General features: G+C 78.8%; 10 protein-coding genes. 3 read left to right on the top strand and 7 right to left on the bottom strand.

Annotation, left to right across the window (positions count from 1 at the left end; translation table 11 throughout):
- Nucleotides 1-11: 11 nt before the first annotated feature.
- Together RTG05_RS00525 and RTG05_RS00520 are read right to left on the bottom strand one after the other, a co-directional pair.
- Nucleotides 12-188, bottom strand: a complete 177-nt coding sequence (locus tag RTG05_RS00525; protein WP_166527005.1) for a hypothetical protein — start codon at nt 186-188, stop codon at nt 12-14.
- Nucleotides 189-266: 78 nt separating this feature from the next.
- Nucleotides 267-443, bottom strand: coding sequence for a hypothetical protein (locus RTG05_RS00520; RefSeq protein ID WP_166527004.1), 177 nt, complete (start codon nt 441-443; stop codon nt 267-269).
- A 155-nt stretch (nt 444-598) separates the two neighbouring features.
- Here RTG05_RS00520 and RTG05_RS00515 point away from each other — a divergent pair, with 155 nt between their 5' ends.
- Entirely contained in the window at nt 599-2,425 is a 1,827-nt protein-coding gene (locus RTG05_RS00515) for a sensor domain-containing diguanylate cyclase (protein ID WP_166527003.1), read from the top strand.
- 12 nt (nt 2,426-2,437) lie between these two features.
- Here the strand turns inward: RTG05_RS00515 and RTG05_RS00510 are convergent, their stop codons facing one another.
- A complete protein-coding gene (locus RTG05_RS00510; protein WP_166527002.1) occupies nt 2,438-2,914 on the bottom strand; it encodes a DnaJ family domain-containing protein in 477 nt (158 codons plus the stop codon).
- A complete protein-coding gene (locus tag RTG05_RS00505) occupies nt 2,914-3,099 on the bottom strand; it encodes a hypothetical protein (RefSeq protein WP_166527001.1) in 186 nt (61 codons plus the stop codon). The genes RTG05_RS00510 and RTG05_RS00505 overlap by 1 nt, the downstream gene beginning before the upstream one ends.
- A 27-nt stretch (nt 3,100-3,126) precedes the next feature.
- Between RTG05_RS00505 and RTG05_RS00500 the strand changes: the two genes are divergently transcribed.
- Both RTG05_RS00500 and RTG05_RS00495 read left to right on the top strand, forming a co-directional pair.
- Nucleotides 3,127-3,372, top strand: coding sequence for a hypothetical protein (locus RTG05_RS00500; protein WP_166527000.1), 246 nt, complete (start codon nt 3,127-3,129; stop codon nt 3,370-3,372).
- Between the two features lie 53 nt (nt 3,373-3,425).
- Nucleotides 3,426-4,436, top strand: coding sequence for an ATP-dependent DNA ligase (locus tag RTG05_RS00495; protein WP_166526999.1), 1,011 nt, complete (start codon nt 3,426-3,428; stop codon nt 4,434-4,436).
- Nucleotides 4,437-4,551: 115 nt separating this feature from the next.
- Here RTG05_RS00495 and RTG05_RS00490 read toward each other — a convergent pair whose 3' ends face one another.
- The 3 genes from RTG05_RS00490 to RTG05_RS00480 form a co-directional block, all read right to left on the bottom strand.
- Nucleotides 4,552-5,040, bottom strand: a complete 489-nt coding sequence (locus tag RTG05_RS00490; protein WP_166526998.1) for a MarR family winged helix-turn-helix transcriptional regulator — start codon at nt 5,038-5,040, stop codon at nt 4,552-4,554.
- Nucleotides 5,041-5,072: 32 nt separating this feature from the next.
- The gene (locus RTG05_RS00485) at nt 5,073-6,029 is read right to left on the bottom strand and encodes an anti-sigma factor RsbA family regulatory protein (protein WP_166526997.1); all 957 of its coding nucleotides are present in this window, start codon (nt 6,027-6,029) and stop codon (nt 5,073-5,075) included.
- Between the two features lie 115 nt (nt 6,030-6,144).
- Nucleotides 6,145-11,232, bottom strand: a complete 5,088-nt coding sequence (locus tag RTG05_RS00480; protein ID WP_166526996.1) for a SpoIIE family protein phosphatase — start codon at nt 11,230-11,232, stop codon at nt 6,145-6,147.
- Nucleotides 11,233-11,354: the final 122 nt, after the last annotated feature.

Here is an 11,354-nt window from a genome sequence, read left to right as displayed (position 1 = left end):
GGCCGGTCCGGCTACGCGGGCTCGTCCGCGCCGCTCTCCAGGCCGTCCTCGTAGACCTCCTGCGGCACGTTGCCCCGGTCGGCGTCCTCGTCACCGCCGGGGACGGCGGCGGGCGGGTCCTCGCGGGACATGGCGTCGCTGGGGACGTCACCGGAGCTGCCGTCGGCCGGGCCGGGGCTCTGCGTCATGGGGTCTCCTCCAGGGGTCTGCTGCGGGGCTGCTGCCGCGGGGCTGCTGCTGCGGGGCCCGTGGCGCCGGGCGGCCGGTCAGGTGCCGAGCTCGGTGCTCCCGGCCTGCGGCTTGACGTCCTCGCCGGCCGGCCCGTCGTCGTCCGTGCCGCCCGGGTCGTCGGTGGCCTCGGCGACGTCCTCGGGGGCCGTCGGCGTCTCCCGCAGCACGTTCTCGCCGGCCTGGTCACGGTCGGTGCCGGGTACCTCGGTCATGGTGACCTCCTCGTCTCGGTCGCCCGGTACCCGGCGGCCCCGGGGCCAACCGGACCTCCCCGGGGGTCACCTGCGGGGCCGGTGGGTCACCGGGACGGGTGAGGCCACCGGGACGGGTGGGTGCAGCTGCGGGAGGGCCGTGCCGATGGGTCGGTGTGAGCAGCTCCCGCCCCTCCCCCGTCGTCACCGCACCCTGGCGGTACGCCGGCGCGGGCACCGCGGTGGTGGCCGCCGGTCTGCTCCTGCCGGCCGGGCCCTGGCGGTCCGGTACGGAGGTCGCCGTCTACCTGCTCGCCCTGCTGGCCGTGCGGTACGCACTGCGGGAGCACCGCCCGGTCCTCCTCCTGACCTGGCGGGTGACCGCGGTCGCGCTGGCCGCCCTGGGCGCCAGCGCCGTCGCCCAGGTCCTCGAGCAGGCCGGCGTGGCCGCGGACGTGACCGGGGTGTGGGAGGCCCGGCTGGACCTGGCCGGCTACCTGGGGGTGACGGTGGCCGCGCTCACCGCGCTGGCCGGCGGCCGGCGCCGGCGGGACTGGGACGCGTGGGCGGACACCGGCAGCCTCCTGCTCGTGGCCGCGCTGGCCGTGACCGTCCTGACCTCGGAGGGCCGGCAGCTCCACCGCGGCCTCGCCGAGCTGCTGGTCGGCCTGCCGCTGGTCACCGCCGTCGTGCTCGTCGCCTGCGTGCGCGTGGCCGTGGTCGGCAGCGGGCGCTCGCCGAGCGGGATCGCCCTGCTGCTCTCCGGCACCCTGGGCCTCGCCGGCACCGCGATCCGGATCGCGCAGGACGCCGAGGTCGCCCCCCTCGTGGAGGCCCTCTCCGAGTTCGCCGTCGTCGCCACCGCCTTCGCCGCCCGGCACCCGTCGGTGGCGGTGCTCGGCCGCGGCGCCGACCCCGGCTCCGCGGTCACGGTGAGCCGGGTGTTCGGCCTGGGCACCGCCCTGCTGGCCACCCCGGCGCTGGTGTTGCTGTGGACGCTGCGGCAGGGCGGGACCGGCTACTGGCTGGCCGCCGGTACCGCGGTGCTCACCGTGCTGGCGCTGTGGCGGCTGGGCCGGCTCACCGCCGAACGCGAGCGGGTGCGCACCGCGCTGGCCGCCAGCGAGGCCCGGCTGCGGGTGCTGCTGGAGAACGCCGCGGACGTCATCGCCATCGTCGACGGCGACGGGCGGATCAGCTACGTCAGCCCGGCCGTGCGCGAGCTGTTGGGCCACTCCCCCGGCGACCTGCTCGGCCGCCGCGCGCTGGACCTGCTCGACGCCGGGCAGCGCGGCCGGCTGCGCCGGGCCGTCCGCCGGTCACCGGGCGGCGGGCCCGTGGACGCGGACGTCCGGCTGCGCGACACCACCGGCGCCGGCCGGTGGGTCGAGGTCAAGGTCAGCGACCGGGTCGCGGCGATCGGCGTCGACGGCTGGGTGGTCAACCTGCGGGAGATCACCGACCGCAAGGTGCTCGAGGGCGAGCTGCGCCACCGCGCCGCCACGGACCCGCTGACCGGGCTGCACAACCGCGCCGAGTTCCTGCGCCGGCTGGCCCGCGTCACCGCGGCCGTCCCCGCCGCCGGGGCCCCCGCGGTGCTGTTCGTGGACCTCGACGACTTCAAGCGGGTCAACGACTCCCTGGGCCACGCCGCCGGCGACGAGGTGCTGGTCGCCGTCGCCGGCCGGCTGCGGCACGCCGTCCGCGCGGGGGACGCCGTCGCCCGGCTGGGCGGGGACGAGTTCGCCGTCCTGCTCGCCGCGGGCCCCGCGGAGCGGGTCGACGAGGTGGCCGCCCGGCTGACCGCCGACCTGGGCGCCCCGCTGCAGGCGGCCGGCCGGACCCTCACCGTCACCGCCAGCATCGGCGGCGCGCGGGCCGTGCCCGGTGACACCCCGGAGACCCTGCTGCACCGCGCCGACACCGCCATGTACGGCGTGAAGAGCGGCGGCAAGGGCGCCTACCTGGCCGCCGCGGTGGACGCGGTCCCCGCCGGCGCCTGACCACCGCACCGATCAGCGGCGGCGGCGCCACCAGCGCGACCGGGCCGGCGGCGGGGCGGGGGCCGGCACCGGCGGTGCCGGCGGCGGTCGGGTCGCGTGCCACAGCCGCACGAGGGCGTCCTCGTCGGCCAGTCCCGGGACGGCGTCCGGTCCGTCCTGGGGACGCCGCCAGTGTGCCTCCACCCGGGCGTTGAGGTCGGCGACCGTCGCCCGCACCACCGCCTCGCTGGGCATCGCCGGCACCGCCAGCGCGAGGTCCTCCCGCTCCCGCCGCAGCGCCATGCCCGGCGGCAGCAGGTCCCGCGGGTCGGCCTCCTGGCGGCGCGCCCACTCCAGCGCCCACTCGTAGCTGGTCTGCTCCCGGACCCGTCGCGGCAGCGGCCGGCCACTGCCCTCGAGCCCGTCGAACGCGCCGCGCGCCTGCGCCTGGGTGATCTGGTGGTCGATCCAGGTCTCGAAGGCCATGCCGGGGGGCTTGCGCTCGGTCATCACCCTCCTGGATACCCCAGCCGGCCGGCCAGCCACCCGGCCGCGGTCGGCCGCCGGCCCCGGGCGAGGAAGCGCACCAGCAGCAGGCCGTCCACGACCGCCAGGACGCCGGCGGCGGCGTCCGCCCGCTCGGCGTCCGGCACGTCCAGCCGCGACCCGAGCCAGGACAGCCAGCCGTCGGCCACCGCCGCGGCCACCCCGCGCTAGCCGCCGTGCCGGGGACCACGCGGCTGCTGCTCCACGCCCTCGGCGTCCCGGCGCTGTCCGCCCGCCCCGGCCGGCTCAACGTGTCCACCGCCCGCGGCTTCGACCGGGCGCTGGTCGGCGACTGGCTGCGCCCGGCCCGCACCGACGCCGCCGTGCGCGCGGACCTCACCGCGTTCCTGCGCACCGTCCGCCCCGGGCCGCTGGTGGCCGCCGCCGTCCGGGCGGTGCTGGCGACGGCCCCGAAGGGGTGACGGGAGGGCGCTGAGCCACCCGCGCGGGGACGGCAGGCCCCAGGCTGGCCGCCGTGCCGCTGTCCGTGCCCGGGTTGCCCGAGGTGCCGCCCGAGCTGGCCGGACCGGTCGCGGTGGCCCTGGCCCGGCCGGTGCGCGACCTGCCGCGGGCCGACGCGCTGCCCGGCGGCGTCCTCTACGAACCGAAGTGGGACGGCTACCGCCTCGTCGTCGTGCGCACCGGCGGCAGCACCCGGGTGTGGTCCCGGCAGGGCCGCGACCTGTCCGCCCGCTTCCCGGACGTCGTCGCCGCGGCCGTGGCGCAGGTGCCGGCCGGCACGGTGCTCGACGGCGAGGTGGTGGTGTGGAACGGCACCCGGCTGGACTTCGGCCTGCTGCAGCAGCGGATGGTGGCCCCCGCCGGCCGGGTCGGCGCGCTCGCGGCCGCCGCGCCGGCGTCCTACGTCGCCTTCGACCTGCTCGCCCTGGGCGGTGCGGACCTGCGCGGCCGGCGGCTGCGCGAGCGGCGGGCGGCGCTGGAGGAGCTCGCCGCCCGGTGGGCGCCACCGCTGCAGCTCTCCCCGGTCACCACCGACCCGGCCGAGGCGCGGCAGTGGTCGGCGGACTTCCGCCCGGCTGGGGTGGAGGGGCTGGTCGCCAAGGGTTCGGGCACCCGCTACGCCCCCGGCCGCCGCGAGTGGCTCAAGGTGAAGTCCTGGGAGAGCACCGAGGTGCTCGCCGGCGGGGTCATCGGCCCGCTGGAGCGGCCCGGGCAGCTGGTCGCCGGGCGGTACCGCGACGGGGAGCTGGTCGTCGTCGGCCGGACCGGCCCGCTGTCACCGGCGCAGTCCGCCGGGCTGGCCGCCGTCCTGACCCCGGCCGGGCCGGACCACCCGTGGCCGGAGCGGATCGGCACCGGCGCCTTCGGGGGCGGCCGGCTGTCGGTGGCGCTCACCCGGGTGCGCCCGGACGTCGTCGTGGAGGTCAGCGCCGACGCCGCGCTGCAGGCCGGCGTGTTCCGCCACCCGCTGCGCTTCGTCCGCGTCCGCCCCGACCTCACGGCCGACGACGTCCCGCGGGTCTGAGCAGGTCGTGCCGTCGAGGAGTCGGCCCCGGAGCGGTCCACGACGAGACGGCGGGAGGGCTCGGCGCAGGTCGGGCACGGCACGTGGCCGCGGTGCGGTCCGGAGGACCGCCGTGTCATCGCCCCAGAGCCACCAGGAGGCGGCTGAGCAGGGCGGCCAGCGCCTGCTGGTCGTCGTCGGACAGGCCGGCCAGCAGCCGCCGCTCGGTCTCCAGGTGGTCGGGCAGGGCGGCGTCGAGGGCGGCCAGGCCGGCCGCGGTGAGCGTGACGACGACGGCGCGCCCGTCGGCCTCGCTGCGCTCGCGGGTGATCAGCCCCCGCTCCTCCAGCCGGTCCAGCCGCTGGGTGATGGCCCCGGAGGTGACGAGCGCGGTCCGCATCAGGGCGGTCGGGGTCAGCTGGTACGGGGAGCCGGCCCGGCGCAGCGCGGCCAGCACGTCGAAGGAGGGGACGTCCAGGCCGTGGCGGGCGAAGGTGGCGCGCTGGGCGAGCAGCACCTCCCGCTGCAGCCGGGAGATGCGCCCGACGACGCCCATCGGGCGGCAGTCCAGGTCGGGCCGCTCCCGGGCCCACTGGGCCAGGATCCGGTCGACCGCGTCCCCCACCCCGGTACCTCAGCAGTGAGGCAACGGGGGCGTCAAGCAGGCTGCAGGCGGGTGCCGAGCCGGACGGTGAGGCCGTCGGGCCCGGGGAGCAGGTCGACGGAGTCCCACAGCTTGCGGGCCAGCCACAGGCCCATGCCGCCGCGGCCGAGGTCGCTGCCGTGGGCGGGTCGGAACCCGGCCATCGGGTCGGCGAAGGAGTGCCCCGCGTCGGTGATGGCGCAGACCAGCCGCTGACCTCCGGTCCAGATCCGCACCGACACCGGCCGGGCGCCGTGCCGGAAGGCGTTGGCGGCGACCTCGGCGGCGGCCAGGTGCAGGTCCGCCCGCTGGTCGGGGTCGGGCACCAGCTCGGCGAGGGCCCGGCCGACGCGGGAGCGCAGGGCGCGCAGGCTGGGGACGTCGTCCAGCGCGAGCACCGGCGCGGTGTCCTGCAGCGGGTCGCGCGGCCAGGGCAGCTGCGGCAGGTAGTCGGCGGGGTCGCGGTACGCCGGGCTGGGCGCCCACGCGCCGTCGTGCACCAGCGCGGGGTGCGTGACCGCGGCGGCCGCGACCACCGGGGCCGGCAGCCGGGTGCGGTCGTAGACGCACAGGGCCTCGACCGGGGTACCCACCACGAACCGGTTGACCGCGGACTCGAAGCGCAGCCCCTCGCGCCAGTCGGCGGGGCCGGGCCCGGAGTCCACCAGGGAGAGGACGCGCAGCCGGACACCCTCGGGCAGCTCCCGGACCAGCCGGTCGGTGTGGCCGATCGCGTCGGGGGCCCGGGCGCCGACCAGGCTCAGCCGGGGTTCGTCGCGGACCCGCCCGGCGCGCTCGCCCAGCTCGCCGCACAGCACGGCCACGACGTCCGGCGGGCAGCTCAGCGCGACGACGTCCCCGGCGCGCAACCCGGCGTCGATGTACGGCAGCGCCACGGCCAGCAGCCCGCGCTCCCCCGCCACGACGGCGGCGGCGTGGGCCGCCCGGGGTGAGGTCGCGTGCGCACCCACCGCTCGGTCCTCCTCGCCCGGGTCCGGAGCCGGGGGCCCCGGCCGACTGGGAGGCCATCCTGGTACACCGGCGGCCCACCCGGCGTGCCGGGGGTGGGCCGGCGCGGCGTGCGGGCTACGGCGTGGACGGGGACGGGACCTCCCGGTGGCCGACCCCGGCGAGGGCCAGCACCCGCGCCGGCGGCGTGCCCGGCCGGGCCTGCACGCGCAGCCCGACGCCGGCCGCCCGTGCCCGGGCCACGGCCTCCAGCACCAGCCCGACGCCGGCGCTGGCCAGGTAGCCGGTGGCGCCGAGGTCCAGGGTGGCCGTCGTCCCCGGGGCGAGCCCGTCGAGGTGGCTGAGCAGCTGCCGGCGCACCGGGCCGACGGTGGCCAGGTCGACCTCGCCGAGCAGCGCCAGGCGCGGGCCGCCCGGCCCGTCGTGCACGCTCAGCGCCGCAGTCCCGTCCGGGGCCGGGCCCGCCGGGCCGGGCCGGGGAGGGGTCCGCGGTCCCGGGACGGCGGGGGCGATGCGGAAGCGCACGGTGGTGCCGGCCGACCCCGGGGGGTGGTCCACCTCGACGTCGGAGGCCAGCGCGCTGATCATCTCCAGGCCGCGGCCGCGGTGGCCGCGGTCGGCCGGCGGGGGCCGCCACGCCCCGGTGTCGCACACCTCCACCCGCACGCCGCCGTCCGGCTCGCGGGTCACCGTGCAGCGGCACTCGCCGTCGTCGGGGGAGGCGGCGTAGGCGTGCTCCACGGCGTTGGCCAGCGCCTCGCCCAGCGCGAGCTGCAGGTCCTCGGTGGTGCCCGCGGGCAGACCGGCCAGCGCCGCCCACGCCGTCACCGCCCGCCGGACCCCGGACAGCCGCCGCGGGTCGGCCGGCACCCGCGCGACCAGGGGCTCGGGCAGCAGCCGGGCGGCGATCAGCGCGACGTCGTCGGGCTGGGAGGCGTCGGCGAGGACCTCGGTGAGCAGGTGCCCGGTCAGCACCGCGGGGTCGGCGGCGGCGTGCCGCGCGGCGGCGGCCCGGACGCGCTCCAGGCCGTCGTCGAGGACCTCGCCGCGCCGCTCGACCAGCCCGTCGGTGTAGAGCAGCAGGGTGTCCCCGGCCGTGACGGCGGCCGTGCCCTCGGTGTGGGGACGCCGGCCGGTCACGCCGAGCACGGTCCCGGACCCGGCCCCGTCGAGCAGCCGCGCGCCGGCCGCGGTGACGAGCAGGGCCGGCGGGTGCCCGGCGCGCGCCCAGCGGACCGTGCCGGCCGCGCCGTCGACGACCAGGCAGGCGGCGGTGGAGGCCAGCGCGCCCGGCAGCCGGGCGGCGAAGCGGTCCAGCAGCTCCAGGGCCTCCGCCGGGCCGCAGCCCTGCAGCAGGGCGGTGGACAGCGCGCTGCGCAGCTGGCCCATGACCGCGGCGGCCGCCGGTCCCTGCCCGACGACGTCGCCCACCGCGATCGCCACCCGGCCGCCGGCCAGCTCCACGACGTCGTACCAGTCCCCGCCGGCCTGGGCGCCCTCGGCACCGGGCAGGTAGTGCGCGGCCAGCGCCAGCCGCTCCAGCGCCGGCAGCTGCGCGGGCAGCAGGCTGCGCTGCAGCGTCTCGGCGATCCCCCGCTCGGCGCGGTAGAGCCGGGCGCGGTCCAGGGCCTGCGCGCACTGCTCGGCGACGGCGAGCAGCATCGTCCGCTCACCGGGGAGGAACCGCTGCACGGCCGACCAGGCCAGGGACAGGACGCCGACCGGCCGGCCGGCCACGGTGAGCGGCAGCGCGGCGACCGACGGCATGCCGGAGGCGCGCACCGCCTCGGCGAGCTCGGGTGGCAGCCGGTCCCCGTCCGGGGCCGGCGCCGCGCCGACGTCGGGCAGCCACACCGGACGGCCCTCGGTGACCGCCGTGGTCGTGGGCGTGGGCGCCGTCAGGGGCACGGTCTGCCACGCCCGCCGGGCGACCTCGTCCGGGCCGTCGACGGCCAACGCGGTGAGCGCACGGTGCGTGGCGTCCAGCTCGTGCACGGCCACCCAGCTGTCCGGCCCGCTCACCGCGCGCAGGTGCTCGACGGCGGCCCGTGCGACCTCGGCCGGGGTGGTCGCGGCCGACAGCTCCGCGGTGACCCGCTGCAGCAGCACCAGCCGGCGGGCGGCGGCGCGCTCCTCGGCCAGCAGCAGCGCGTTGTCCACGGCCAGCGCCGCGCGGGCGGCCACCTCCTCGAGCAGCTCCCGGTCGTCCTCGGTGAACGGCGGCGCGTCGTCCCGCCGGCCCAGGGCCAGGACGGCCAGCACCCGGCCCCGCGCGCTCAGCGGCAGCACCAGCAGCGAGGCGACCGGCAGCGCCCGGGCGACGGGCGGCAGGTCGTCGACCGCGTCCGGCAGCCCGGTCGGGTAGAGCACCGGCATACCCGTCCGGACCACGTGCGGGGCGGCGCCGATCGCCGGGTCGGTCGCGGCCAGCGCGGCCGCGGCGTCCTCGTCGGCCGCGGCGACGGCGGCCCACTCCAGCCCGCCGTCCTCGCCGACGAGGCGGATGGTGCACAGCTCGGCCAGCCGCCGGTCGACCAGCAGGCGGGCCAGGGCGCCGGTCTGGCCCTCCACGGCGGCCTGCCGGTCCAGCGCGGTGCCCACCTCGGCGAGCAGCGCCTGCCGGGCCGTCTCCCGGGTGCGCGCGTTGATGTCGGTGCAGCTGCCCACGTACCCGGCGAACGTCTCGCCCGCCCCGATCGGGGCGGCGCGCTCCAGCACCCAGTGGTAGGCGCCGTCGGCGCGCCGCAGCCGGACGTCGACCTCCCAGCCCCCGCGGCGCGCGGTGGCCGCGGCGACGACCGCGCCGTAGCGGTCCCGGTCGTCCGGGTGGACCCCCTGCACCCAGCCGTCGCCGACCTCCTCGCGCGCCGGGCGGCCGGTGAACTCCGTCCAGCCGCGGTTGACGAACACCCGGCGCCCGTCGCGGTCGGCCACCCAGATCAGCGCGGGGGCCAGGTCGGCCATCGCGGTGAACTGCTCCTCCGCGGCCCGCCGGGCCCGGCCGAGCTGCAGGTGGGCGCTGACCCGGGCGAGCAGCTCCTGGGCGGAGAACGGCTTGACCAGGTAGTCGTCCGCCCCGGCGGCGAGGCCCTCGACGGCGGCCTCCTCACCGGCCCGCGCGGACAGCAGCACCACCGGGACCCGCGCGGTGCGCGGTTCGGCGCGCAGCGCGGCCAGCAGCCCCATGCCGTCCAGCTCCGGCATCATCACGTCGCTGACCAGGAGGTCCGGCGGGTCGGCCAGCGCCGCGTCCAGCGCCTGCCGCCCGTCGGACACGGTCCGGACGTCGTAGTGCGGGGCCAGCAGCCGCCGCAGGTAGCCGCGCATGTCGGCGTTGTCGTCGGCGACCAGCACCCGCCCGGTGGGTGCCGCCGCGTCGCGGGGCGGCGGCACGGGCTCGTCGCCGTCGTCCTCGGGCAGCCACCGCAGCGCCTCGGTGACGAACGGCGCGGCGGCCGGGGACACGGCCGGTGCGCCGGCGGGCCCGGCCAGCTGGTCGGCCGGCAGGTGCCCGGTGCCCGACGGCAGGGTGACGGTGAACGTCGTCCCGGCCCCGGGGGTGCTCTCGACGCCGACCGTCCCGCCGTGCAGGCCGACCAGCTCGCGGACCATCGCCAGGCCGATGCCGCTGCCCTCCCCGGAGCGGCCGCGGGCGTCGGCGACGCGGTGGAAGCGCTCGAACAGCCGGGGCAGCTCCTCGGCCGGGATGCCGGTGCCGGTGTCGCTGACGGTGAGCCGCGCGCCGCCGTCCTGCGGCCGCAGCCGCACCGTGATGCCGCCGGTGGGGGTGAACTTCAGCGCGTTGGACAGCAGGTTGAGCACGACCTTCTCCCACATGTCCCGGTCGACGTGCACCGGCGCGCCCAGCGGCGGGCAGTCGACGGTGTAGTCCAGCCCCGCCCGGACGACGGCCGAGCGGAAGACGCTGGCCAGCTCGGTGGTGGTGGCGGCGAGGTCGACCGGCTCGAAGCGGGCGTCGATCCGGCCGGCCTGGATGCGGGAGAAGTCCAGCAGGGTGTCGACCAGCTTGCGCAGCCGCTGCGCGTTGCGCTCGACCACCTCCAGCTCCTCGGCCAGCTGGGGGTCGGCCGTGACCGCCGGGGAGGCGCGCAGCTCGGCGACCGGCCCGGCGATGAGCGTCAGCGGGGTGCGGAACTCGTGGCTGACGTTGCTGAAGAAGTCGGTCTTGGCGCGGTCCAGCTCCGCCAGCGCCTCGGCCCGCCGCCGCTCGGCCTCGTAGCTGCCGGCGTTGGCCAGCGCGGCCGAGACCTGGCTGGCCACCAGGCCGAGGAAGTCGCGGTAGGCGTCGTCCCAGCGGCGGTGCGGGTTCAGCCCCACCACCAGGAAGCCGGCGACCGGCCCGCGGTCCTGCGCGGAGGAGGCGATCGGCAGCGCGACCGCCTGCACCGGCGGCACGTCCCAGGCGCCGGTCGGCAGGCCCGGGCGGTACCGGCCCAGGTCGTCGACGACGACGTCCTCGCCGGCCAGCAGGCGCCGCAGCGGCACGTCGTAGCGCCCGCCCGGGGTCACCACCGACGGCACCGCGGACCCGGGCCCCAGACCGGAGGCGCAGCGCAGCCGGGCGCTGCCGTCGTCCACCAGGTAGACGGCGGCGAACGGCAGGTCGGCGGGGTTGCCGGCGAGCTGCTCCTCGACGGCGGCGAGCACACCGGCCTCGGTGCGCGCGGCCCCGACGGCCGCGGCGAGGTCGCGCAGCGTGGCCATCCGCCGCTCGCCGACGACCTGCTGGGTGGTCTCGGTGACCACGCAGAACAGGCCGCCGGTGCCGCCGTCGTCGTCGGGCAGCGGGCTGTAGGAGAAGGTGTGGTAGGTCTCCTCCGGGTAGCCGCTGCGCTCCAGGAACAGCAGCAGGTCCTGGTCCCAGGTGGCGGCGCCGTCCTGCAGCACCGCCTGGGTGCGCGGGGCGATGTCGGGCCAGATCTCGGCCCACACCTCCGACGCGGGGCGGCCCAGCGCCCACGGGTGCTTGGCCTGCAGCGTGTCGTGCCGGTAGGCGTCGTTGTAGAAGAACCGCAGCTCCGGGCCCCAGCCGGCCCACATCGCGAAGCGCGACGTCAGCAGGATGCGGACGGTGTGGCGCAGCCCGGAGGGCCACCGCTCCGGCGGGCCGAGCGGGGTCCGCGCCCAGTCGACCGCGGCCATCGCGCGGCCCACCTCGCCACCCCCGGCGAACAGTGACCCCACAGGGACCTCGTCGCTCACCGCGCCGTTCCGGTCATCGTCGGTCACTGCGCCCTCACGGGGGGATCGTAGGTCGGCCGCCGCCGGTCGGGGGCCGGCCGGGCCGCGCCGGGCAGCGGGGGCCG

This window comes from Geodermatophilus sp. DSM 44513 (assembly GCF_032460525.1).
Taxonomy (GTDB): domain Bacteria; phylum Actinomycetota; class Actinomycetes; order Mycobacteriales; family Geodermatophilaceae; genus Geodermatophilus.
Note: the sequence above shows the minus strand (reverse complement) of the source record. Positions and strands in the feature narration are given on the sequence as shown.

What these genes read in the sequence shown, in the direction of transcription:
- RTG05_RS00510 (WP_166527002.1), bottom strand. Translation starts at nt 2,914, where the DNA reads ATGACCGAGCGCAAGCCCCCCGGCATGGCCTTCGAGACCTGGATCGAC.
- RTG05_RS00520 (WP_166527004.1), bottom strand. Translation starts at nt 443, where the DNA reads ATGACCGAGGTACCCGGCACCGACCGTGACCAGGCCGGCGAGAACGTG.
- RTG05_RS00525 (WP_166527005.1), bottom strand. Translation starts at nt 188, where the DNA reads ATGACGCAGAGCCCCGGCCCGGCCGACGGCAGCTCCGGTGACGTCCCC.